The following is a 24,858-nucleotide window of genomic DNA, read 5'->3' as shown; positions in this document are numbered from 1 at the left end:
TTTTAGGATTGTAAGTTTGAGATCTATCTCTTACAGCTCCTTTTCTGTAGTCGTTGCCAGTATTTTTCGCCATGCTAGTCCAATCCCTTCCGTTTTAATATTGTCAATTATATGTACTTATCCAATATCTATCAATAACGTTTAGCAACGATACCGACAAAGGCTTACTATACACCATAGTCGCTATCGTCGCTATTTTATGTCTTCAGCAGGTATTGCAATTCATATTACAATCCACCGTATCCAAAATATCCAATGGAATAAGAGTCAGTTTAGCTAACTTTGAGATTAGAAGATAAATTAATTTTTTTGTAAAGCAAAAAAAGAGAGGGGATTAATAAAATATAAATAACTCCAGTATAATGGAACATAGATATCATACTCGTTTTTTCCAATAATAAAGGGTTATACCACAAAAACACTATATTAAACACTTGTGTAATTATACTTACCGATTGAAACATAAACGATTTATTAATAAAAAGAAATGCCATGTCATTTCCAATTTTAATAATAAAACTAAACATCATGCCTCTCCCAATTTGAGAAAGAGTGAAAAGGAAAAGAGAAGTAATAGTAAAATTGGTATTCATGAACACCAACGGCAATAATAATAATAGACATGTTATGGTTATAGAAACGAATATACTTTTCTTCGGAAGAAGCCTAGCGAAAATAATACCTCCTATTATTGATGAAGCGGTAGTACATGCGTAAGCTAAATTTGAATCAAAACCATTCTGAGCTATAAAAAAAACGGACCAATACTGATATATGAATTGTGACCCACCTGAAAAAATTATAGAGATTAGTAAATATATAAAAAACTCACGACGTTTTAATTCTGAATACCCATTAGACTTACTCTTTATGGTTGAATTTCTAATTTCAACTTTATTATCCTTCAGACTAAAAATTCTCATCAAAATAACTATTATAAATGGATAGGATAACATGCCAATAAAACTTACCATAAAAGGTATCTCTATATCATATTTATAAAAAAATGCACCAATACTCCCACTTGCGAATGACATAAGACTGGAGAGGGAAATGGTATATCCCATTATACTAGATTTAATTCTGACATTTTGCTCTTCTTGATACTGATTTATATATGAAAGTAAGGTACCTGAGGAAAATGCAAATCCCATTCCATATATAAATTCAGATACAGCAAAATTTAAATAGCTTTCCGATTTAGCTAACAATAAGAAACTAATCGACATCGTAATTGCTGAAAGCATTAAAATCTTCATACGTCCGAATTTATCCGACAAATAGCCTGCTGGTAAAGCAAATATTAAAAGAGCAATGATTTGAAATGATTTTACTGAACTCACATCACCAATAGATAAGCCTCTATCTAAATAGTAAATAGAGTAAATAGCTTGAAAAAAGCTTCTGAACAATTCGAATAGAACATAAAGTGTAATAAAAAAAACAGAAATTTTAAACTCGCTCTTCTGACTTTTCATTAGCTCCTCCGTTTAAATAAATAGATAAAATATGGTTAATATGGTCCCTAGAAGCATCAAGATTTTTTTTTGTTAAGTAAGTATAGTAAAAATCAAAAAAATCTATCAATTTATCTGGAAAACTTCTGTGGTTTAATTGTTTATTTAGAATATCATACACAAAATTAATTGTACTCTCTTCTTCAAAAGGGAAATTAAACTCTTCACTTAAATTATTAACTATTATAGTCATTTTGTCTTTTTCCAATGGTTTTAAATAGAAAATATTGAATCTTCTTTCAAGTGCTCTATCATGTATGAAATTTTCAAATTCTTCAGTCGTTGTAGCACCAATTACTTGTAAATTTGGATTCGTAAGATACGGCTTCAAGATATTTGACGCTGAAATTCCACCTTCAGTCATACCAGCACCTAATAAAATATGGATCTCATCGATAAATAAAATGGCTCCAAATTTAATTGCCTCATCAAGTATAAAAGTCATTTTTTTCTCGAATTCGCCTCGATATTTAGTGTCTGAAATAATACGCGGTAAATCTATACACCATATTTCCTTATCAGTGTTAATAGCATAATGATTAACAAAAGCGGTCTTTCCAATCCCCGGATCGCCTATTATAATAGAATTATTTTTATATTTCCTACTCATAAGTATATCAAAGTACTCTAATTCATTATCTCTACCCACACATAGTTTCTGATTAATAGGTAACTTATATCCAACATTATGAATAAAGTTTATTTTTTGTATATCAATATTTTTTTCTAATTCAGTAAGATCTATATTTTCAAATATTTTATGAAAGTCAGAATCTATTTCTTTCAAATAGGTTCCAAAATTCTTTAAATTATATATATTATTAGAAGCAAAAAAATTCTCCAATATACTCTTATAACTTTTCCCTTTATAATTTTCTATGCGTTTTAGATCGAATCTATTTTTTAACATTAAATGGTTATCATTCATGAATTCAAAAAAACCATATAACGTGAAGTTATCATTTTTTACATTTTTTTTATATAGTTCAACAATTTCTTTTACATCAAATGAGTTCATCGTTGTTATCTCCAGTTCTATAATTCTGAACTTTCCAATTATCAGTATCAATAATTAGACGATTATTAATAATTCTGCATTCACTATAACCAGTAATGAACTTTATAATTTCTATTGATGCGACTTTCGCAGCTAATCCATTAAACGGATCCATAATATTTGATTCAATTCGGTTGTTGATTTCATCTATTTTATTATTAGAAATTACATCCTTTTTCGGAAAAAGGCTTTGAAAGCTTTCTGTTCTATTAGGTATAATTAAGGGGCCGCAGAAAATTTTGTGGAAATGGAACGGGCCATAGGTCATCCAAGGCGTATCTAATAAATGAGCCAATTCGTCAACAATATATTGAATTTCACCTCTTGGAATATCCGCACAACAAATAATCATATCACTACCACTCAGGAACTCACTTAGTTCATTTTTAGTTTGATGATTGACAAAAATATTTTTCTTCTTAATTATAGTTTTAGGATTTACCTTTTTTAATTTTTCTTCTGCAACATCAATTTTTAGCCTTCCAATGTCATTTTCATCGTAAAGCATCTGCCGAGAAGTATTACTTAATTCAATTTCATCTTTGTCAATTAAACGTATCTCACCAATACCCATGGCAACTAAGGAATAAGACAAGTAGGTACCAATCCCTCCTACTCCAATAACACTTATTACAGAATTTTTGAGTTTTTTCTGATATCTAATACCGTCGTCCACATTACTATCAACTAAAGAAGCATAATTTTTTATTTGTCTATCATATTTCATAATTTCATGCTGGGAGAGAAACTCTTTTGCTAGTTCTGCCATATCCAAGTTTGGCTTAATTATATTCTTTCGAGAAAGATCCTCTAAAATTAGATTTAAATTTTCAATTTCTAATTCATAATTCAATTCCTTTAAATTCACAAAAATATCGCTCACCGAATTTTTTCCATTAACTAAGTGTAACAAATCTACAAAAAAATCACTGTTTTCTCGGCACTCTAAACTCCCTAATTGTGGGATATGTAAAATTAAGATGTTATTTTTATCCAGCTCACAACGAAAACTCGGATTCAGTTTATAATATATATTTTCCATAATTATATCTCTCCTATATTATTGGTTTAGTCATTGAAGGAGGCCTTTACGGCCTTCCTCAATGGCTTTGTTTGGTTTTAAGGCATCATTTGACTAACTACAGCTGATTGGCTTACAGCCTCACTTGCTTGAACTAAAGAGATATTTTTTACCTTAATAGTAGTTTTCAAGATATTTCACCTCCTTTTGTATATAATTGTACTTACATTTTATTTATAGCATTATTTTCTTTTTGATGCAACAGTTTATTCCAAATAAAAGGAACATTTCCTTATCGCCTCTTCTTTGATTTATTTCGATTTATTAACTTATTTGATTTCTCTCTATATAATTTCCTTCTAACAAAAACAATTATTAAAATAAATCGTCTCTACTATGAAAAAAAATAGATATTATTAATTTGAAAAGCCCTATATAAGTGAGGCTTTATTTTCTTTTAGGAGGTTACATTGTGCGCATCATTCAAACCCAGCAAGACATCGACTCATTACAATACTCTCCGTTCCCCCCCACTTTCTTAAAACACATCCAGGATTACTTCACCCAGCTTCGCGACTCATTCCATGACAAAGATGATCCGTATTTCTCCCTCCAGCCTTACGGCCCCATCATCATCCTTGAAACAGGGGATAACCTACACGATCTTAGCCTCATAGGTTTTAGACGAGAAGACGACGGGCTTTTCGGTAGTTGCCCTGAATACGTCGAGTTGTACGACCTCGGCAATACCCAAATCTACAAAATCGCCGTCATGAACACCAATGACTACATCATTACCCTGTTCACACAAGTCGGAATTCACCCCAAGGAGGCCGAACAATGGCTAAAAGAACAAGCAGAAGTTTAAAGGCAAATGAGGACAACGTACTGAACAAGCTAAAAGAGGTCATTGAATACAACGGGGATATTATCAATGATCCAGAATCGTACGGAAATACCTGGATCATGGCGGTGTCACTTAGATCATTCATTCACAATCAAAATCAGTTCCTACCCGCCTGTTTGGAAGAGCATGAAGTGCTCCATCCCGAACAGGCCTTTTTTGTGCGTGTGATCGTCAGAACAACCGATCAGAGTGGAACAAACAGATACGTGGATGGTACGAACTTGTTTGTGACGATAGACCAGGATACTGGAATTGTAGGTATTGTAAAAGAGGATGAAGTATTGTCAGACAGCCCTGTATTTCATGGCGGCGAAATTGCAGATGCCTTGCGTTGGGTGAATGAGTTAGCCGATCCTTATTACATCGCGCTAGAAGACCCGTTCCTTACACCGGAGCAACGCATTCTGTTCATACAGAGTGCAAAAGAAGATGATCCGTTCTCCTTGTAAATTAATCTTACCAACCAAAAAACGACAGTACGGGCATGTGAATGTCCATGCTGTCGCTATTTCATGTAGAAATGGAGCGAAAACCATGTCAACGTTAACCTTCACGGAAAAAGAAAAACGCGCCCTCGTTGCTCTCATTCAAGAGCAGATAGATACACATCTCTCACGCTTCCCATATGCCAGATATCCCGTATATCCTTTGGAAGAATGGAAGCGTCTTTTGTGTGATCCAGCTAATGTGACACCAACAGTGTTAAAGCAAATAGTTGGTTGGACATTCGGTGGCTGGCAACGGAAAGACCTGCCCTCTGCACAAAGTAGTGTGGTTAGAAACATCATCAAGCTGTGGTCGGAGTTCACAGAAAAGATGCCATCAGAATCCGCTGGCATCCTTCAATTTTGGGAAGATCGGCTGACAGACTGGACGAATGGATTTCAGGCTGTTTCCTTCCTTTTACACCTCATGCGTCCTGACGAATACGAAATCACGGACTCCCATCGCCTTCAAGCCATGTACGAATTGCTTCAAACGATCAATCACCAGGAAAACGACCGTAGCTTGTCACGTTCGTTACTTGACCTTGAAAACTACTCCAGCTTCTTCCGCGCCATTTTACCCAAGCTTCCCTTTGGTGATCACAACCGCATACAACTCGACCGCTTTCTAAAAGCCTACGGCAATCGTCATGCTTACAAAAATGTAGACAGCAGCTACACCACCAGTGAGCCTCACATCTGGCAATTCTCTTGGAGTGACGCTAAAACAGAACACTATGACCTGGAGAAAATCACTTTACGCTCCAATGCAGACGTCCTGTTTGCTTGCCTACTCTCATTGTTGGACGAGCAGCCAGAGGTGGGGCAAAAACTTACCATTGGACAAGTCGTTGAGCTGCTCCCTATGGGTACTGGAGGCATTTGTAATCCCGCCAGCTTTAAATACGCGCTCATTTCCTTGTTTGGTAAACAGAAAGGAAGGGATTACTTCACTACAGGGGATTCCTCAATCCAACAGGCTTTTACAGACCAAGCCAACCAATCAACTCGTGACATGAAGTTCTACAGTAAACACGATAGCGAACAAATAAAGGTTAATCCGAAATATTTAAAATGAATATAATCTTGGAAAAAGGAATCTGTACAAATCGTTTTGAGGAAACAATTAAATTTCTTCAAGTAGTACGTCAATCATTTTTAATACTTTTTTCTGTTCTGAAACCGAGCATCCTCGCAATCTGTTCACTACTAATTCCAAAATGGTGATCTCTTGGTTTCCGTCTTTGCTTGTAGGCTCAATATAGCGAAAAAATTCACTTAAGGAGACTTCAAGGGCATCTGTCAATTTAGATAACATTTCAATTGAGCAAACTTTCTCTGCTCTTTCCAATTTACCAATGTAGCTTTCATTTATACGCGCCAAATGTGCCAGTTCTTCCTGACTCAAGCCACGTTCCTTACGATAATGACGTATGCCTTCTCCAACTTTTTTCATTACTATGCTCACAGTTATCACCCTAAGCCAAACATAAGTGAGGTCATAAAACTGACCAAGGGACTTTAGGGATTTATTACTTAAAATAGTCTCTATAGTGACTTTTTATGGTACAATAGTACCAATTACTTAGGTTTTATTTTCCACATATTCAAGTGGGCTATCCAAAGGAGGTTAGGACGTTGTCACACTAAATGCACGATGTGACTCTTTAAACAATAAGAAAGGATGCAAACAGACTTTATGAAATCTATACAAAGGAACGCTGGCCCTTATTTCCGTTCAGCAACTTTTCTGTTTCTGTGTATGTTACTACTATTTCTTATCTTGTTAACAGGTTGTTCAAAAGAGGAAAAGAACGAGGAGGATAAAGCTTATTACGATGTTACCTTGATCATCAACAGAGAAGGAGCCTGGGGTGGCGCTTTTCTTGACTATTCGATTTACCTGGATGATGAAGAAATATCAAGTGTTTCTAATGGCTCCACTAAACAATATGTCCTCTCGCTTGCAGAAGGAAAACATACCATTTATCTGAAATGGGGAATATTTTCGAGTGACAAAATTGAATTTAATGTGAGCAAGGAATCACTCAGATTTTTCTTTTCTGCCAAAACCAAAAGCACATGGGGAATCGACCTTTGGAGAAATGACTAAGCACCTAACAATAAGTAGCGCTATTCAGTTAACTTGAAAAGCCTTTACTTTAATAAACGTCAGATTACTAATTCTACTTGCTAAATACTAAAAAAGGATGGTTCGTACACAATGGAAGATTTCATACTCATCGGAGCGCTCATTCTCGGCTTTATTATTTTTCGAATCATGAATCGAATCTTCACGATTGGATATTGGGGATTCAAAGGAGTTTTAATGTTTTACGGGGGTTGCTGTGTCGCTGCTTACATCATCCTCATGGCAGGTGCTGCTCTCTTTTCAAACTATTACGTTTGGATCATTGCGTTAATTGTAGTCGCACTCATTTTTTGGCTGGTGAAACGGAACCGTGTAAAAAAAGATCAAGATAACGCTGTAGAGTCTGAACGCAGTAATAACAATCAATACTAACTAATATTAATTTTATTCAGACCGTCCTCTTTAGGTCGGTCTTTTCAACTTGCACATCTAACTTGGTCCTATGTCTTTGTTTATTTAAGAAATAGGCTCAAAATGAAGGTTTAGTCAGCACTATTTATTAAGTTCTGAAGGTGTTCCTTTATTGTAGTTCTCCGTGCACTATTTTTCACGACTACTTGTAATATATTTTCTCCGGGTATACACCCCAATACGCTACTCGGATATTTTGCCTCAATCATTTTACCTAGTAAAGCTGCCGATCCGGGCTCCGTTTGGACATAAAAGCTAACATGATTTTTAGGGACATCCGCAATAAGGCCCTTCCAAAGCGTTTCATAAAAAGCCTCACTTTCTCGCTCTTCTTCACTCTGCCCCGTGTAATAACCATCTTCTTTAGTAATACCCAAGTTTTGTAGCTCCCTACTAAGAGTAGCCTGAGATATTTTAATTTTTTTTTCAGATGCCAGTTTGTCTTTCAATTCTGTTTGGGTCTGGATTTTATTATTGTTAATAATGTCTTCAATTGCTTCTTCGATTTTCATTTTCATAGTACACCTCAATTTTTTTATTTGAAATAAATAAGTATAATGGTAGATTATGCATGGATATTCTGGATTCTAAATCCAGCAAGTGAATGCTTTTATAGGTTTTTATGGGCTTTTACGCAACAAAAATGCTCTTAAAATACTGAATAACATTCATAGCCCCGAAACCGTTGTCCTACCTGGGAAAATTCTCAGGAAACTCTTCTCCTCTCTATCCTTCCTTTTTATATATTCATAATACGAATAAAATACTTTATTTTCAAGAATAACTATGAATATTTTTTCTGGAAATCGGAAATCCCATATCCCTTTATTTACGAATATCTCTTGATTAACTGCCTCTTTACAAGCAAAAATCCTTGTTATATGATCACTTGGCAGCTCTTTGAAAGTTGAATATTACTTGATTTTTATATTACGAGATCAACTTCGAAATATTATCACGCATCATTTTACTTTCCTATTGTTTGTATTTCCTTATCTCTAGTTGCTATGTTCACCAGATAAGTTTACATCCCGCCCTACATGTTCCGCCTTTTTAGGAAAGTCTTTTGAGAAGAGAGCAACACTGATGCGTATTTTCACCTGCTTTGAGGAGGAAACAGTATGAACACTGCAAAAGGTCAAAACCAACACGCTCAGGAAATTCGAAAGTACTTTTACAAGTATGCCGATATGGGCTTACCTGTCATTCCGCTTTGCCCTCACGATCACGAAGGAATGTCTGAGAGGCATAAAGAAACGTGCAGTCATCCTGGAAAAGCCCCTTTTTTCAAGGAATGGCAAGAGGCTGAACCACCATCCAAAGCCAAAATTGACTCTTGGCTATCCAAATATACGTCATGTAACATCGGATTGGTGCTAGGTGAGAACAGTGGCATCCTCGGCATTGACGTGGATGGAGAGAAGGGTTTTGACATCCTAGAGCGCCTTTCCCAAGGGGATGTACCCTCTACATGGCAATTCAGTACCCCAGGCGGAGGAATGAGGTACTTGTACAAAATCCCTGAAGGATCGTCGTTCACTAGTTGGGTAAAGCGACACCCGACGGAGTCACATTGCGAAGTAAACGTGTTGGGAAGTGGACGTCAGACCGTTCTTCCCCCGTCCATTCATACTAACGGAGGTCAATACCAATGGATCATCGAACCCTAAAGGCCAGTGCAGTGCTGGCAGAAGCACCTTCTTGGATTTTTCAGTGTCCTACTCGGGTGCCGACCAACAAAAACACGTTTGCATCTGTACAAACCAACGTACAAGGGAGCCTGAAAACCTTGCACGATCGTTGCCCCCGTTTTGCCCAGGATTACGTCACCCAGCAACAACAGGGCCTGGATGAAGAAACCTGGTTTAAGTGGGTACAGTTACTCCCAGAGGAATTAGCATTGGAGTTTTCGGCGCTTTCGGATAAACACGATAAACATAGCCAGAATCGTATTCACCAATTACAGCAGAACAAGAAGCCGCCTACGCGCTGCCGCACGTTTGGCTGTGATGAACAACAAATCGCCACTTGCTTTCAACACCGTGTACATAAAAATGAGGAGGGAATCATTGTGAATAGTCCTGCTAAAATGTTAAGCCAACCCAAAACTAAAACCCCTAACCCCTTTACGTCCATAACAGCCAAGCTAAAGTCTACACAGAATCTAGGTTTGAAAGACGCCGGGTTTACCTTAGATAACACCAATCAGCCGAAACGCTTAAACTCTAACAAATTTGCAGAATTCATTCTTCATCATTACCTCAACACTATTTTTGTGGCCCCTGAGCAACGCTACTATGTTTACAAAGCTGGTGTGTGGGAGGATCAACTTCCTGATGTACTCAAAACCAATGTACGAAACATTCTTCATACTTGGGCTCCCTACTTTTGGAGCACTAAGCTTGAAGTAGAGTACATGACCGCCTTGCAACGGGATTGCACATTAAAAGATACGATGGACAGCAAGCGAGACTACATTAACCTGAAAAACGGGATGCTTGACCTACGCAACTTTAAGTTAGAGGAGCATGATCCTACGTTCTATTCCAGTGTACAGGTTCCCATTGACTATAAACCTCAAGCTCCCTGTCCGAATTTTGAAGCCTTTTTGAAGGACATTTTTGATCACGACCAGGAACGTATTGACCTCATTGCAGAAATCTTTGGCTACTGTCTTACCACATCCACCCAAGCTGAACAAGTCTTTCTTTTTTACGGAAAAGGGTCTAACGGGAAGTCCGTGCTCGTTCATGTGCTAAAAAGCCTGATTGGAGAACGTAATACATCGGCTCTCTCTTTAAATGACCTAGAAAAACCTTTTGCCCGTTCCGAGATGATCAACAAACTGGTCAATATTACGACGGAAAATGAAGTTGGCAGTAAAGGGATTGAAACAAGCTACCTAAAGGCCATTGCTTCCGGTGATCCCGTTCGTATTGAAGAAAAATTTAAACAAGGGTACATGCAGGAACTATTTTGTAAGCTTATTTTCGCAACGAACAACCTGCCCTACTCCAAGGACAAAAGCTACGGACTAATCCGTAAAATGACCATGGTTCCCTTTGAAAAAACGTACACGGACGCTCAGAAAGATCCGGATTTGAAAGTAAAACTGATGAAGGAAGGCTCAGGTATTTTGAACTTTGCGTTAGAAGGATTGAAGCGTTTACGTAAACACTCATACCTTTTTACAAAGTCGAAAAAGGTACAGCAACTGGCTAACCAGTACAGCCAAATGATTAATCCAATTCAAGTGTTTATTGAGGATATGATTGAAGCTAAACCTGAGAGTAAGCTGCTTAACAAGGATTTAAAAGTTGGTTTTGTAAGCTGGTGTCACCGTGAAGGCCATAACGGTCTGTCCAACATCAGTAATCAGCAACTGACGGGTAAAGTGAAAGAAGTTTTGAAGGAACAAGGAATTGTATTTGAACCGGATAAGTCTGGCGGGGAACGCTTAATCAGAGGCATTTGCCTGAAAACCGCCCCTAAGCCTTCTTGGATGAATAGCACTCAGATCCAAGTCGTTGATAGCATTGAAGACCTGGATTAAACGGTAGCAAGAGGCGTTGTGGGACAGTCAGGGGCGAGGGTGTGACAGGTACATCGAAGGCACGCCACATCTCAATTCCTTGCCCGGTAAGGATTTTGGAGAAAGTGGGGCGCTTGTGGCTTCTTTTTCCTCCCCCTGACAAATTTTTTAATCCTTCAATATCTAAAAATAAAAAGAGTAGTTTCCCAGAAAAAGGGTCACAAACGCCACGACACCTAAAAAAGCCATGCCCTGCAAAGAAAGAGGCTAGTGGCACAGCTTTCACAAACGTCCCTTTCGGGTCGCTCTAGCGCCACCACCTAAACAGGTAATCCGTTTCAACTCTTTTTTCAAACAGACATTATATCTTTGTAGTCCTGACCACAAGACTACATCACAACCTGTTTGAAGGAGGAGCATTAATGAAGCAAGCCGCTAAACGTGTACAAGTTCTGCACTTGCACACCATTCGAGAAAAATCCCTGCTCTTTGCAGATCGGGTGGTTCACAGGCCCGAGGATACCGTTTGCCTTTTCCGGGAGTTCATCGGGGACTGTGACCGGGAGGCCTTTTGTGTCCTAACCCTGAACACCAAGAACCAGCCCATGGCCTTACAGTTGGTTTCACTGGGTACACTCAGCTCGTCCTTGTTACACCCGAGGGAGACATTTAAACTAGCGGTGCTGTCCAACGCTGCGTCCATCATTGCCTGTCATAATCATCCTTCTGGCAAGCCAGATCCTTCTACGGAAGATCTGGACATGACCAAGCGGCTTCAACAAAGCGGTGTTATTTTAGGCATTGAACTGCTGGATCACATCATTTTGGGCGATGACTCGTTTGTCAGCCTCAAGCAAAGGGGGCTCATGTAATGAATCAAGCCATACTCACGTTGATCGTCGCTGCTGCTCAGTTGGCATTCGAGATCATCGCCCAATCTAAAAAAAGATAAGTAAAGGGGTTTTTGTCCTCATGCCAAGACATTATTTAACTCGTATTTCCAGACACAAGCTAAAGCAGTTCTGTACAGATCCCGATGCTTCATCCTGGATGTCCGCCGATCAGGTACGGGAAACGACAACTTCATACTACCAACCCGCTGTTGAAATGCTAGATATCATTTTAAAGCGAAAACGATAGGCTCACAGTTACGTTCCTGAAGATACCTGAGCGGTAGACTTTTCAGAACGCAAACACATTCACACACTTTAATGATTTAACGCTTTTATGTATTTCATATTTCTGTGGCCTCTCCTTTTACAGAGGGGCTGCTTTTTCCCTCAGATTCACCTTCTTTTATAAATTCATCACCATCATCATTCGCCTACATCGAAAGGGGTAACTATACTAATGACCATTCAACGCGCCGTAGCTTACGCTCGCTTTTCCAGTGATAATCAACGGGATGAATCCATTGACGCTCAGGTTCGAGCCATTGAAGCCTACTGCAAACAAAAAGGCTTTGAACTCGTTAAAATCTATATCGACCGCGCCAAAAGTGCGACCTCCGACAAACGACCACAGTTTCAGCAGATGATTGCCGACAGTGAAAAAGGATTATTTGATGTACTGATTGTTCATAAACTGGATCGGTTCAGCCGTGACAAGTACGACAGTGCTAAATACAAACGCAAATTGAAATTGAACGGTATCAAACTGTACAGCGTCACCGAAAACCTAGATGGCTCCCCCGAAAGTGTCATTCTGGAATCTTTGCTGGAGGGTATGGCCGAATACTATTCCAAAAACTTGGCCCGTGAGGTCATGAAGGGGATGAAAGAAACAGCCTACCAGTGCAAGCATACAGGCGGCTTGCCTCCCATCGGCTATGCTGTTGATCCTGTAACAAAAAAGTACATCATCAATGAAGAGGAACGCGGTATCGTTGAAACTGTTTTTTCGATGTTCCTCGCTGGTCACGGCTACAACCAAATCATTAGGGAACTGACGGAGCAAGGTTACAAATCTCGTTATGGCAAACCTATTAGCAAGGGCACCTTGGGTACCATTCTTCGCAATGAAAAGTACAAAGGCACCTACATTTTCAACCTCACCGACAGCAAGGATGCGGCTGGTAAGCGTAATGGCAATCGACATAAAAATAGTGAAGATGTGATTCGTGTCGAAGGTGGTATGCCACAACTTGTAACCAAGGAAGATTTCCAGAAGGCACAGGAAAAGATGGATCAAAACAAACGTCAGCCTGGTGCTTACAAGGCAAAAGAAATGTACCTGCTTAGCGGACTCATTGTTTGCGGGGAATGTTTAAAAAACGTAGGTATTCAGTATGCCATGATGGGCAATACCAAATATAGCGGTAGAAGCAAACTGAAATATGTCACCTACCGTTGCGGCAACCGTGACCGAACAAAGGCATGCAAGAACCCTGAGCTGCGTCGGGAGTACATTGAAGCCTATGTACTAGCCCAACTCCAAGAGAAGATTTTTAACGATGAAGCTATCCCTGTTCTGGCTAAACAACTTAATGATTACCAGAAATCCAAGCAAACAAATGTGAAAGCCGATCAACAACGCCTGACCAAGAGTCTGGAAGGTGTGGAGCGCCAGATTGATAACATTGTAAATGCGGTGGCTGGCGGTCTGAACAATCCTACCATTCTTGAAAAGTTGTCCTCACTGGAACAGCAAAAGATTGAGCTAGAAACGAAACTTCTTGAGGCTCAGCAAGTAAAAGAAAAAGCAGCCATCACAGAGGATGCTCTGCGACAACTGCTTTCTGGCTTTCAGGACCACATCACCAGCCGGAACCTTCCTGAGATCAAGAAGTTCATCGGCAGCTATGTAGAAAAGGTGATCGTCTACAAAGAACACGTAGAAGTCATCTTTAAGCTACAAGTTGTGGATTTGATCGATGGAGGCGAGGGGAGTCGAACCCCTGTCCGAAGATAACGACACATAAGCTTCTACGGGTGTAGTGACAGTTTTGATGTCACCCTAGAAACTCCCTGTCACCGGATTCCCTTCGGGTCAGCCTGATTATCTTCTTCAGCTCACCGCAGGCGGAGATGAGACAGCGTATTCCACTATTTGTTAGCCCCTATCCCAGTCACATGGACGATGCTGGGTAGAAGCACGCACACAGTTTCTTAGGCTGCGAAAGCGTAGTTGTTTTGTTGTTTGCCGTTTAATAGGCTTTAGCGTTGATGAAGCGGACGCGTCCCCACTACCCGCTACCCATGCTCGAACTATCCCCGTCGAATCCATAAACGCCCCCTTATTATAAAAGGGCTCCACGGATAAATCCGGAAATACCGGAGCATAAGCATGCATGATACTATATCGGAAGCTGAATCCTGAGACTCAACAGTCGAACAAACTCAGAAGTACAAAAACATGAAAACTTACTACTTCATTAGTATACCATATTACACTTCATAACGAAACGGAATGAAGCCATTTAAGCTCTATAAAATAGCACCATTACAGGAACAAGTAGCTTATTCACGTAATTTGTACCATGCCTAATAGTTCAAGTAACAACGAAGTAGTTCCTAAAAAATAGCTCCAGCCTAATCACACGCTGGCTTCACCTCGTCTGCCGACTCAAGTCACGTTATCTCGCAATTTTCTGCTTCTCACGCAAAGCGCGTTGGATATCACGCTGTGCATCACGTTTGGCCGCAGCATCACGTTTGTCGTACTGCTTTTTACCTCTACCCAGTCCAAGCAACAACTTGGCATAGCCATTGCGAACATAAATCTTTAACGGCACAATCGTGTAGCCTTCCTGTTTGGATAGACCAATAAGCTTGCGAATCTGCTCTTTGTGCAGCAGCAGCTTACGAGTACGCGTCGGATCGGTCGGATTGTTACGATTGCCTTGTTCAAAAGGACTAATATGCATGTTGTGGATGTGAATTTCAGCATTACGAATGGTAGCAAACGCATCACTGATATTAGAGCGACCATTACGCAAAGACTTAATTTCCGTTCCCGTTAATACCATGCCCGCCTCGTAGGTATCCTCGATAAAATAGTCATGGGAAGCTTTTTTGTTCTGGGCGAGCACTTTCCCGTCTGCCTTCTTACCCATGAATACCACTCCTTGTTCCTAATGTAATCTATTCCGTAAAAAGAAAGCTCCAGCCCGTTCACTAAATAACTGCAATGAGCGGCTTAGAACTATATTGTAACAAAATCCAGACGGTAAAAGCAAGAAAGGTCAAGTCTTTAAAACGAAACGGCCTCCGTCCAAAACATCAGACAGAAACCGCCGTAATCTAAACCAAAGATCAGCTTAATACACTGATTCCAAAGATTCATCTATCTAACAAGAAAGTAAGCTACTATCAACATCACTCACTTTTTCTTTTTCCGTACAAACCCAGCGGTGCTGTTACCGCCACCACCGCTACCCTTGCTCTTGCGCTTACGACGTACAGCACCGTCACCGCTTGGGCTGACATCACTGCCTGGTGTAGCTGCTCCGCCGATAAAAATACCGCTGGCTGACGTCTTCTTCTTACGTTTACCCGCACCTGATGCTGGCGAGTTGTAACCGCCCTTGCCGCTGCCAAAACCGAAGCCGCTGGCTGAGCCAGCTCCTGCTCCGTTACCACCGCTTCGGCCCGTGCGACCTGCGGTACTAATACCTCCGCCGCCTACGCCTGAACCAGCTTCTTTAGGCTTCCCGGCAGCATCACGACCGCCTTTACGCTCTCTGCCAGCCTTGTCCTTACCACCCTTACGATCGCGCCCTTCATTGGGCTTGCCTTTACCTCGGCCCTCACCGCCACGCGTAAAGCCAACGCCTGGTTTTGAACCACCCGTGCGCTCACGGCGTTGCCGCTGCTTCATATCGACGAGTTCAAAATCAATCGTGTAATCTTCCATATTCACGCGCGCGACGCGAACCTTAACCTCATCTCCGATGCGGAACACCTTGGAGGTACGTTCACCGATCAACGCCATATGCTGCTCGTCAAAATGATAATAATCGTCCGTAAGCGCACTCAGACGCGTCAGGCCTTCCACCGTATTGTCCAGCTCAATGAACATACCAAAGCTGGTTACGCTGCTGATGATTCCCTCGAATTCCTCGCCGACCTTGTCCAGCATGTATTCAGCCTTTTTCATCTGCTCCGTATCACGCTCTGCATCCACAGCCACACGTTCCCGCTCGGAAGATTGCTGCGCAATATCTGGCATCCGTGCAGTCAAATACTCCTGGCGCTCGGCTGTTAAAGCCCCGCCATTTTCCAATACCTCACGAATAACACGGTGAATCACCAAGTCAGGGTAACGACGAATCGGCGATGTAAAATGAGAATAATACTCCGCAGCCAGTCCAAAATGTCCTGTCGACTCCGCATCATACTTCGCCTGCTTCATCGAACGCAGCATCATTGTGCTAAGCACCGTTTGCTCCTTCGTGCCCTGAATATCTTCCAGCAACGTTTGCAGCGCACGCGGGTGAATAGAATTCCCCCGTCCTTTGATCTGGTGTCCAAAATTGGCGGCAAAAGCCATAAAGTTTTGCAGCTTTTCCGGGTCCGGGTCCTCATGAATCCGATACAGGAACGGCACTTTGAGCCAATGAAAATGCTCGGCTACCGTCTCATTGGCTGCCAGCATGAATTCCTCGATAATCTGCTCGGCAATGGTACGCTCTCTTTTAACAATATCCACGGCCTTGCCTTCATCGTTCACAATCACTTTTGCTTCATCAAAATCAAAATCAACCGCGCCCCGGCGCATCCGGTTAGCTCGCAGCTTCAACGCCAGTTCCTTCATCGTGCGGAAGTCTTCCACCAGATCCTTGTACCGTTCCATCAGTTCAGCATCTTCCTCTTCGAGGATTTTGCGAACGTTGGTGTACGTCATTCGTTCCTTCGTTTTAATGACACTGGTGAAAACATCATGCTTTACGACCTTCATATGCTCATTGAATTCCATCTCACAGGACAAAGTCAGCCGATCCACCTGCGGATTCAAGGAACAAATGCCGTTCGAAAGCCGATGCGGAAGCATAGGGATAACACGGTCGACCAAATACACGCTACAACCGCGGTTATATGCCTCCTGATCCAGCTTGGAGTTCTCACGCACATAATACCCTACGTCGGCAATATGAACGCCCAGACGGTAGTTACCGTTCGGCAGACGCTCTACATTAACCGCATCATCCAGATCCTTTGCATCCTCGCCATCAATCGTAACAATTGTTTTATCGCGCAGATCGCGCCGCCCCTGACGTACAATTTCCTCTTCGGTAATCGCATCGGGAGCCTTCTCCGCTTCCTCTGTCACTTCATCGGGAAAAGCTTCTGGAAGCTGATGCTTGCGAATGACCGATAGAATATCGACGCCCGGATCATCCTTGTGCCCCAGTACCTCCAACACTTCGCCCTCCGCCGCAGCTCGTCCTTCCGGATAGCTTACAATGCGCACAACGACCTTTTGACCGTTTACGGCTCCGTTGGAGCTGGCTTTTGGAATAAAAATATCCCGGTTAATGCGCTTATCATCCGGCAAAACAAAGCCATACGCTTCCTGGCTCTGGAACACACCTACCACCTGCAGCACTGCGCGCTTCACGATCCGCACGACTTCGCCTTCCAAACGGCCACCCGAAGGTCCCTTCGACGTCACTCTTACCAGTACGGTGTCTCCATTCATTGCACTCTTTAAGTCATTAGCATGAATGTACACATCCGGGTGCTCCCGGTCTTCTGGGATCAGAAAAGCAAATCCCTTGGCATGAGCCTGCAAACGTCCGCGCTGCAAATCCATCCGTTCCGGCACACCATAGCGGTTCGTCCGGGTCAGCAGAATTTTTCCATCTTCCTCCAGCGCGTTCAAAAGCTTAAGGAATTCGCGGAAATCCGCCGCGTCCTTAATTTCAAAATGCTGCTCAAGCTCCTGGTAAGTCATAGGTTTGTATGCGGTCTCGCGCATAAAATCAAGTAATTGTTGCTCTGTTATCATAATATCGTCCACCTCGGGTGACCTTTAATTTTCAGTAATAATCCGCATGGTCCTTGTTCCTGATACAAGGCTCTTCATATACTCATACCCTAGTATACACGAATTTAATCGACGGCATCCCTGCCTGTCCAAAATCCAAAAAAGCCCCCGTTTCCCGTGAAACGAAGGCTTAAGGTTATATTTAGCTTATTTTGCAAAAAATGCAACTAAAACGGAAACGATCATAAAGCACGCACCCAAAACAGCAGTCACGCGCTGCAAAATCAAATCCATACCGCGAGCTTTTGTCTTGCCGAACAGATGCTCAGCACCGCCAGAGATGGCACCGGACAAACCTGCACTTTTCCCCTTTTGCAGTAAAACAACCGCAATAACAGCAATCGAGAATACAACGAGCAGCACTTTCAAAAAGATTTCCATGAAAAATCCCACCTCCTGAGCTAATACATCTGTTTTGCAAAACAACACAGCCTTTTTTATAAAAACATGATCATAGCATGTTATGAATAGCCGGAAATTAACGCAAAACACTATTTTTATTCTACCACAGTTTCCAGTAGATAACAACCAGCTCTACCGAGCCACTTCATTTAAGCCTTGCAAAAGAGTATAACCGACATCACATAAGAAAAAACAAAAAAACAGACCTGCTCACGTTAGCGAACAGGTCAGTTTTGTAATTACGTAAATGGCTTCGAGCGCTCAGACTCCGTGTTCTTGAATCACAGCAGCCTGACCACAGTCAGCATCTTTGCGCAATATTATTTTTTCAGGTTGTAGAAAGATTTCAGGCCGTGGTATTGAGCCAGTTCACCCAGTTGATCCTCAATGCGGAGCAATTGGTTGTACTTCGCGATACGGTCAGTACGGGAAGGCGCACCTGTTTTAATTTGGCCTGCATTTGTTGCAACAGCGATATCAGCAATTGTGCTGTCTTCGGATTCACCGGAACGGTGAGAGATTACAGCTGTGTATCCTGCACGTTTAGCCAACTCGATAGCATCAAATGTTTCAGTCAGCGTACCGATTTGGTTTACTTTGATCAGGATGGAGTTACCGATGTTTTCTTCGATACCTTTACCCAGACGCTCTGTGTTAGTTACGAACAGGTCGTCACCAACCAATTGGATTTTGTTGCCTAATTTTTCAGTGAGCAATTTCCAACCTTCCCAGTCATCTTCGGAGCAACCATCTTCGATGGTGATGATTGGGTATTTGTCAACCCAAGAAGCAAGCAGGTCAACGAACTCAGCAGAAGTGAAGGATTTGCCTTCGCCTTCCAGTGTGTATTTTCCATCTTTGTAGAACTCAGTGGAAGCAACATCCATACCGAGGAATACGTCAACGCCTGGTTTGTAACCGGCTTTTTCGATTGCTTCGATAATAGTGGACAAAGCTTCTTCATTGGATTTGAAGTTAGGAGCAAAACCGCCTTCATCACCAACAGCTGTGTTCAAACCTTTGGAATTCAGTACGGATTTCAGGTTGTGGAAGATTTCCGCACCAACACGCAGAGCTTCTTTGAAAGTAGGCGCGCCTACAGGCAGAACCATGAATTCTTGAACGTCAACGTTGTTGTCGGCATGAGCGCCACCGTTAACGATGTTCATCATTGGTACTGGCAATTGTTTAGCATTGAATCCGCCCAGGTAAGTGTACAGTGGCAGACCCAAAGCTTCAGCAGCAGCGCGAGCTACAGCCATGGATACAGCCAGAATTGCGTTTGCACCCAATTTACCTTTATTATGTGTACCATCCAATTTGATCATCAATGTGTCGATTTCCACTTGGTTTACAGCATCCAAGCCGATAACTTCAGGAGCGATGATTTCGTTCACGTTTTTAACAGCTTGCAGAACGCCTTTACCCAGGTAGCGGGATTTGTCGTTATCACGAAGCTCTACAGCTTCGTGAGCGCCTGTAGAGGCACCGGAAGGAACGATGGCACTACCGATAGCACCGGATTCCAGATATACTTCAACTTCAACCGTAGGGTTACCACGGGAGTCGAGGACTTCGCGAGCGTACACGTCAGAAATAATAGTCATTTGTACTTAATCTCCTTTGTCGATCATGATTTATTGGTCAAGCCTATACTTATTAAATCAAGCTTACTTGCGGGATGCAATCATAGATTTTCCTGTCATTTCCGCAGGCTGCGGAAGCTGCATTAAATCCAGAAGCGTCGGAGCTACGTCAGCCAGTATTCCATGCTCACGCAAAACGATATTTTCGTCAGTCAGAATGAACGGAACCGGATTGGTCGTGTGAGCTGTGAACGGACGTCCCTGCTCGTCAATTTCCATATCCGCGTTACCATGGTCGGCAATGATGATAACAACGCCGCCTTTGGCTTTAACCGCATCTACAACACGTCCAACACATTCATCCGTCGTCTCTACCGCCTTGATCGTTGGCTCCAGCATGCCGGAGTGCCCAACCATATCCGGATTGGCAAAGTTCAGGATGATCGCATCATGCTTGTCGGCTTCGATCTCCTTAACAGCAGCATCCGCAACCTCGTACGCGCTCATTTCAGGCTGCAAGTCATATGTAGCCACTTTAGGCGAGTTAATCAAAACACGAGTTTCGCCAGGCAGTTCTACATCACGACCGCCACTGAAAAAGAAGGTAACGTGCGGATATTTTTCGGTCTCGGCAATACGCAATTGCTTTTTATTGTTCTGCACCAATACTTCACCGAATGTGTTATCCAGGTTTTTCGGTTCGTAGGCTACAAAGCCTTCAACCGTTTCACTGAACAATGTCAGGCAAACAAAGTGCAAATCTTTAGGCAATTTCGGTCCACGATCAAAGCCACGGAAATCCGCGTTCGTGAATACCTGAGACAATTGGATCGCACGGTCAGGACGGAAGTTCAGGAAGATAACAGAATCATTGCTTTCGACCAGCCCCACAGGGCTACCGTCGGCCTTCACAATAACCGTTGGCTCCACAAATTCGTCGAACACCGATTTTTCATACGATTCTTTCAATGCTTCCATTGGATCTGTATATTGAGGACCTTCGCCGTACACGATTGCACGGTAAGATTTCTCTACACGCTCCCAACGTTTGTCGCGGTCCATGGCATAATAGCGTCCTTGTACAGTCGCGATTTTACCAATACCCACTTCCTGAATTTTGGCGATCAGCTGCTGCATGAAGTCCACGCCGCTGTCAGGCATAACATCGCGTCCATCCATGAAAGCATGAATATACACTTCTGTTAAGCCTTCTTTTTTCGCCAAGTCCAGCATAGCGAACAGATGACTGATATGGCTATGCACGCCGCCGTCGGACAGAAGTCCGTACAGGTGAAGTTTCGTGTTGTTCTTCTTGGCATGTTGGACTGCTTTAACCAATGTTTCATTGTCGTAGAACTCACCCTCACGGATGGACTTCGAAATACGAGTCAAGTCTTGATATACAATTCGACCTGCGCCGATATTCAAGTGACCTACTTCGGAGTTACCCATTTGTCCTTCCGGCAGACCCACCGCTTCGCCAGAAGCCGTCAGCGTTGTATGAGGATACTGTTTTAAATACCGATCGTAATTCGGTTTGTTGGCCTGTGCAACCGCATTGCCTTCCACGGTGTCGCGCAGCCCGAACCCGTCCATAATAATTAAAGCTACCGGTTTTGGTACTGTCATCTTACTTCGCCCCCTCAACAAGCGCGATGTAAGACGCTGGTTGAAGACTAGCGCCACCTACAAGTGCGCCGTCGATGTCGCTTTGGCCCAGATATTCAGCCACATTTTCAGGTTTCACGCTGCCACCATACTGAATCCGTACAGCATTGGCTGTATTTTCATCGTACAGCTCTTTAATCAGACTGCGGATATAGGAAATGACTTCATTCGCATCCTGCGAAGTGGAGGATTTACCTGTTCCGATGGCCCAAATTGGCTCATAAGCAACAACCACTTGTGCAGCCTGATCCTTAGCCAAACCAGCAAAAGCTGCTACAGTTTGCACTTTTACAACCTCTTTGGTTTGACCCGCTTCGCGGTCTTCCAGCTTTTCGCCTACACATACGATTGGAGTCAGGCCGTGGCGGAATGCCGCATGAACCTTTTTGTTCACCGTTTCGTCGGTTTCGTTAAAATATTCACGACGCTCGGAGTGTCCGATCACAACGTAGTCTACGCCCAGATCTTTCAGCATCCCGCCGCTGATTTCACCTGTAAATGCGCCGTCTTCTGCAAAGTGCAGGTTTTGTGCGCCAATTTTGATAGATGTACCTTTTACTGCTTCAACCAGAGCAGGAAGATTCGTAAATGGTGCGCAAATCACGCTTTCCACTCCTGCAACCTCTGCTTTGCCTTTGATCTCTTCGATGAAAGTTTTAGCTTCTGGTACGGTTTTAAACATCTTCCAGTTACCCGCGATAATCGGTGTTCTCAATGGTTTCAACTCCTAACTATTAGGTGCCCTAAAGCGTTTATTACGCGCAGGTTTGATTACTTATCGTTGAGTGCAACAACACCCGGAAGTGCTTTGCCTTCCATAAATTCAAGGGACGCGCCGCCGCCAGTAGAGATATGATCCATTTTGTCAGCCAGATGGAACTTCTCAGCCGCTGCCGCAGAATCACCGCCACCAATGATGGTGTATGCTTCTGTTGTTGCGCAAGCTTCCGCTACTTCACGCGTACCGCCAGCGAAAGGCTCCATTTCAAATACACCCATTGGTCCATTCCAAACAACCAATTTGGAGTTTTTGATAACATCTGCATAGATTTTACGTGTTTTCGGTCCGATATCCACGCCTTCCCAATCTGCAGGAATACCGTCGATGTCCACAATGTTCGTGTTCGCTGTAGCGCTGAAATCGTCAGAAATAACGATATCTACCGGAAGATAGAATTTTTTGCCGAGCTTCTTCGCCTTTTCGATAAATCCAAGAGCTACGTCCAGTTTGGATTCATCCAGTAGGGATTGACCCACTTCATGACCTTGAGCTTTAAAAAATGTATAAGCCAAACCGCCGCCAATGATTACGTTATCTGCAATGTTCAGCAGATTGTCAATCACGTCGATTTTGTCTTTTACTTTGGAACCGCCGATAATGGCTGTAAAAGGACGATCTGGGTTTGAAAGAGCTTTACCGATTACAGACAATTCTTTCTCCATCAGTAAGCCGGAAACAGCTGGAAGAAGATGCGCGATACCTTCTGTGGAAGCATGAGCACGGTGCGCTGCACCAAATGCGTCATTCACGAAAATGTCAGCCAGTTCAGCAAATTGCTTTGCCAGTTCAGGATCATTTTTCTCTTCTCCTGGATAGAAGCGTACATTTTCAAGCAACAGCACGTCGCCGTTTTGCAGATCAGCCACTTTCGCTTTAACAGCCTCACCAACTGCTTCGTCCACTTTAACAACAGGCTTTTTGAGCAGTTCAGACAAACGCACGCCAGCAGGAGTCAGACGCATGGATTCAACGACCTGACCTTTTGGACGTCCAAAGTGACTCGCCAAAATAACTTTTGCACCTTTTTCAATCAGGTAGTTAATCGTTGGCAAGGTTTCACGAATACGCTTGTCATCCGTAATTTTACCGTCCTCAACCGGAACGTTAAAATCTACACGAACAAACACCCGTTTTCCATTCAGTTCTATATCACGTACGCTCTTTTTGTTCATCTCCGTATTCCTCCGCACCCTTTTAATTTTACGAAACAGGAATTTAAGGCACATTTTGATATATAAAGAGCGGAAACAATAACTGCTGTTTCCGCTCTATGATGTTGCGCGATGAGACTGTTCTTACTTAGCCAATTTAGCGAAGTATTCCAACGTACGAATCAATTGTGCTGTGTAGGACATTTCGTTGTCGTACCAAGCTACAGTTTTCACCAGTTGTTTGTCGCCAACAGTCAGGACTTTAGTTTGAGTTGCGTCAAACAAAGAACCGAAAGTGATACCTTTGATGTCGGAAGAAACGATCTCATCTTCAGTGTAGCCGTAAGATTCAGCATCGGAAGCTTCTTTCATCGCAGCGTTAATTTCTTCAACAGTTACGTTTTTCTCCAGAACAGTTACCAGCTCAGTCAGGGAACCAGTTGGTACTGGTACACGTTGAGCCGCGCCATCCAGTTTACCCTTCAGTTCAGGAATTACCAGACCGATGGCTTTAGCAGCACCAGTTGTGTTAGGAATGATGTTTTCAGCTGCTGCGCGAGCACGACGGAAGTCACCTTTAGCATGTGGAGCATCCAAAGTGTTTTGGTCGCCAGTGTAAGCATGAATTGTAGTCATCAGGCCTTCAACGATACCAAATTTGTCTTGCAGTGTTTTAGCCATAGGAGCCAGGCAGTTCGTTGTGCAAGAAGCACCGGAGATTACAGTTTCAGTACCGTCCAGAATTTCATGGTTTACGTTGTAAACGACAGTTTTCATGTCGCCAGTAGCTGGAGCGGAGATAACAACTTTTTTAGCGCCGCCTTTCAAATGTTTCTCAGCAGCTTCTTTAGTTGTGAAGAAACCTGTGCATTCCAGAACGATATCTACGCCCAGGTCTCCCCAAGGCAGTTCTTCAGGGTTGCGGTTAGCCAAAACCTTAACTTCTTTACCGTTAACTTTGAAGAAGCCATCGTGTACTTCTACTTCTCCTTGGAAAGTACCTTGTGTTGTATCATATTTCAACAGATGTGCCAACATTTTGGAATCTGTCAAGTCATTAATTGCTACTACTTCAATACCTTCCACGTTTTGAATCCGGCGGAAAGCAAGGCGTCCAATACGTCCGAAACCGTTAATACCAACTTTAACTGTCATGAGTGAGTTCCTCCCAAAGTTCGTTTAGTTTAGTTTATATATTCAA

23 protein-coding genes and 1 other RNA gene are annotated in these 24,858 nt (G+C 42.4%); 10 read left to right on the top strand and 14 right to left on the bottom strand.

Going from position 1 to position 24,858, the window contains the following annotated elements; translation table 11 throughout:
• Positions 1–272 precede the first annotated feature (272 nt).
• The 3 genes from AC0WRU_RS01115 to AC0WRU_RS01105 are packed head-to-tail and all read right to left on the bottom strand — an operon-like array spanning position 273 to position 3,616.
• Entirely contained in the window at positions 273–1,478 is a 1,206-nt protein-coding gene (locus AC0WRU_RS01115) for an MFS transporter (RefSeq protein WP_476126885.1), read from the bottom strand.
• On the bottom strand, positions 1,453–2,535 hold the full coding sequence (locus tag AC0WRU_RS01110) for an AAA family ATPase (protein ID WP_476126884.1): 1,083 nt from the start codon (positions 2,533–2,535) through the stop codon (positions 1,453–1,455). The genes AC0WRU_RS01115 and AC0WRU_RS01110 overlap by 26 nt, the downstream gene beginning before the upstream one ends.
• The gene (locus tag AC0WRU_RS01105) at positions 2,522–3,616 is read right to left on the bottom strand and encodes a ThiF family adenylyltransferase (protein ID WP_476126883.1); all 1,095 of its coding nucleotides are present in this window, start codon (positions 3,614–3,616) and stop codon (positions 2,522–2,524) included. Before AC0WRU_RS01105 ends, AC0WRU_RS01110 begins: the two co-directional genes overlap by 14 nt.
• 451 nt (positions 3,617–4,067) lie before the next feature.
• Between AC0WRU_RS01105 and AC0WRU_RS01100 the strand changes: the two genes are divergently transcribed.
• The 3 genes from AC0WRU_RS01100 (at position 4,068) to AC0WRU_RS01090 (ending at position 6,065) form a co-directional block, all read left to right on the top strand.
• Positions 4,068–4,463: a hypothetical protein gene (locus tag AC0WRU_RS01100; RefSeq protein ID WP_476126882.1), complete on the top strand. Its 396-nt coding sequence runs from the start codon at positions 4,068–4,070 to the stop codon at positions 4,461–4,463.
• Positions 4,436–4,951 carry a hypothetical protein gene (locus AC0WRU_RS01095; protein WP_476126881.1) on the top strand — a complete coding sequence of 172 codons (516 nt, stop codon included), beginning with the start codon at positions 4,436–4,438 and terminating at the stop codon, positions 4,949–4,951. The genes AC0WRU_RS01100 and AC0WRU_RS01095 overlap by 28 nt, the downstream gene beginning before the upstream one ends.
• Before the next feature lie 85 nt (positions 4,952–5,036).
• Positions 5,037–6,065, top strand: coding sequence for a hypothetical protein (locus AC0WRU_RS01090; RefSeq protein WP_476126880.1), 1,029 nt, complete (start codon positions 5,037–5,039; stop codon positions 6,063–6,065).
• A 48-nt stretch (positions 6,066–6,113) separates the two neighbouring features.
• On the opposite strand, the gene AC0WRU_RS01085 is transcribed toward AC0WRU_RS01090, so the two are convergent.
• Entirely contained in the window at positions 6,114–6,443 is a 330-nt protein-coding gene (locus AC0WRU_RS01085) for a helix-turn-helix domain-containing protein (RefSeq protein WP_476126879.1), read from the bottom strand.
• Between the two features lie 243 nt (positions 6,444–6,686).
• Here AC0WRU_RS01085 and AC0WRU_RS01080 point away from each other — a divergent pair, with 243 nt between their 5' ends.
• Positions 6,687–7,100 (top strand): hypothetical protein, encoded by a 414-nt coding sequence (locus AC0WRU_RS01080; protein ID WP_476126878.1) that lies wholly within the window; start codon positions 6,687–6,689, stop codon positions 7,098–7,100.
• Between the two features lie 111 nt (positions 7,101–7,211).
• Positions 7,212–7,511, top strand: coding sequence for a hypothetical protein (locus AC0WRU_RS01075; RefSeq protein WP_476126877.1), 300 nt, complete (start codon positions 7,212–7,214; stop codon positions 7,509–7,511).
• A gap of 110 nt (positions 7,512–7,621) precedes the next feature.
• Here the strand turns inward: AC0WRU_RS01075 and AC0WRU_RS01070 are convergent, their stop codons facing one another.
• Complete coding sequence (locus AC0WRU_RS01070) at positions 7,622–8,062, bottom strand: arginine repressor (RefSeq protein ID WP_476126876.1); 441 nt, start codon at positions 8,060–8,062, stop codon at positions 7,622–7,624.
• Positions 8,063–8,671: 609 nt separating this feature from the next.
• On the opposite strand from AC0WRU_RS01070, the gene AC0WRU_RS01065 reads away from it, so the two are divergent.
• The 5 genes from AC0WRU_RS01065 (at position 8,672) to AC0WRU_RS01045 (ending at position 13,992) form a co-directional block, all read left to right on the top strand.
• On the top strand, positions 8,672–9,220 hold the full coding sequence (locus AC0WRU_RS01065; RefSeq protein WP_476126874.1) for a bifunctional DNA primase/polymerase: 549 nt from the start codon (positions 8,672–8,674) through the stop codon (positions 9,218–9,220).
• Between the two features lie 11 nt (positions 9,221–9,231).
• A complete protein-coding gene (locus AC0WRU_RS01060; protein WP_476126873.1) occupies positions 9,232–11,103 on the top strand; it encodes a DNA primase family protein in 1,872 nt (623 codons plus the stop codon).
• Between the two features lie 401 nt (positions 11,104–11,504).
• A complete protein-coding gene (locus AC0WRU_RS01055) occupies positions 11,505–11,954 on the top strand; it encodes a JAB domain-containing protein (protein ID WP_476126872.1) in 450 nt (149 codons plus the stop codon).
• A gap of 100 nt (positions 11,955–12,054) precedes the next feature.
• Positions 12,055–12,222 carry a hypothetical protein gene (locus tag AC0WRU_RS01050; RefSeq protein WP_192512699.1) on the top strand — a complete coding sequence of 56 codons (168 nt, stop codon included), beginning with the start codon at positions 12,055–12,057 and terminating at the stop codon, positions 12,220–12,222.
• A gap of 210 nt (positions 12,223–12,432) precedes the next feature.
• Positions 12,433–13,992, top strand: a complete 1,560-nt coding sequence (locus AC0WRU_RS01045) for a recombinase family protein (RefSeq protein ID WP_476126871.1) — start codon at positions 12,433–12,435, stop codon at positions 13,990–13,992.
• On the opposite strand, the gene ssrA is transcribed toward AC0WRU_RS01045, so the two are convergent.
• From ssrA to gap, 9 genes are all read right to left on the bottom strand, one after another.
• Positions 13,953–14,317: a transfer-messenger RNA gene (gene ssrA / locus AC0WRU_RS01040) on the bottom strand. The two genes, AC0WRU_RS01045 and ssrA, sit on opposite strands and share 40 nt — an antisense overlap.
• A 339-nt stretch (positions 14,318–14,656) precedes the next feature.
• The gene (smpB, locus tag AC0WRU_RS01035) at positions 14,657–15,136 is read right to left on the bottom strand and encodes an SsrA-binding protein SmpB (RefSeq protein ID WP_014279183.1); all 480 of its coding nucleotides are present in this window, start codon (positions 15,134–15,136) and stop codon (positions 14,657–14,659) included.
• Between the two features lie 266 nt (positions 15,137–15,402).
• On the bottom strand, positions 15,403–18,030 hold the full coding sequence (gene rnr, locus AC0WRU_RS01030; RefSeq protein WP_476126870.1) for a ribonuclease R: 2,628 nt from the start codon (positions 18,028–18,030) through the stop codon (positions 15,403–15,405).
• A gap of 186 nt (positions 18,031–18,216) precedes the next feature.
• On the bottom strand, positions 18,217–18,450 hold the full coding sequence (secG, locus tag AC0WRU_RS01025) for a preprotein translocase subunit SecG (RefSeq protein WP_013368823.1): 234 nt from the start codon (positions 18,448–18,450) through the stop codon (positions 18,217–18,219).
• A gap of 341 nt (positions 18,451–18,791) precedes the next feature.
• Entirely contained in the window at positions 18,792–20,078 is a 1,287-nt protein-coding gene (gene eno / locus AC0WRU_RS01020) for a phosphopyruvate hydratase (protein ID WP_134911632.1), read from the bottom strand.
• A gap of 63 nt (positions 20,079–20,141) precedes the next feature.
• The gene (gene gpmI, locus AC0WRU_RS01015) at positions 20,142–21,686 is read right to left on the bottom strand and encodes a 2,3-bisphosphoglycerate-independent phosphoglycerate mutase (protein WP_476126869.1); all 1,545 of its coding nucleotides are present in this window, start codon (positions 21,684–21,686) and stop codon (positions 20,142–20,144) included.
• Position 21,687: 1 nt separating this feature from the next.
• Positions 21,688–22,440, bottom strand: coding sequence for a triose-phosphate isomerase (gene tpiA, locus AC0WRU_RS01010; RefSeq protein ID WP_071639087.1), 753 nt, complete (start codon positions 22,438–22,440; stop codon positions 21,688–21,690).
• 56 nt (positions 22,441–22,496) lie between these two features.
• Positions 22,497–23,678, bottom strand: coding sequence for a phosphoglycerate kinase (locus AC0WRU_RS01005; RefSeq protein WP_476126868.1), 1,182 nt, complete (start codon positions 23,676–23,678; stop codon positions 22,497–22,499).
• 123 nt (positions 23,679–23,801) lie between these two features.
• Positions 23,802–24,812, bottom strand: a complete 1,011-nt coding sequence (gene gap / locus AC0WRU_RS01000) for a type I glyceraldehyde-3-phosphate dehydrogenase (RefSeq protein ID WP_476126867.1) — start codon at positions 24,810–24,812, stop codon at positions 23,802–23,804.
• Positions 24,813–24,858 lie beyond the last annotated feature (46 nt).

The sequence above is a fragment of the Paenibacillus sp. 1-8 genome, from assembly GCF_056316205.1.
Note: the sequence above shows the minus strand (reverse complement) of the source record. Positions and strands in the feature narration are given on the sequence as shown.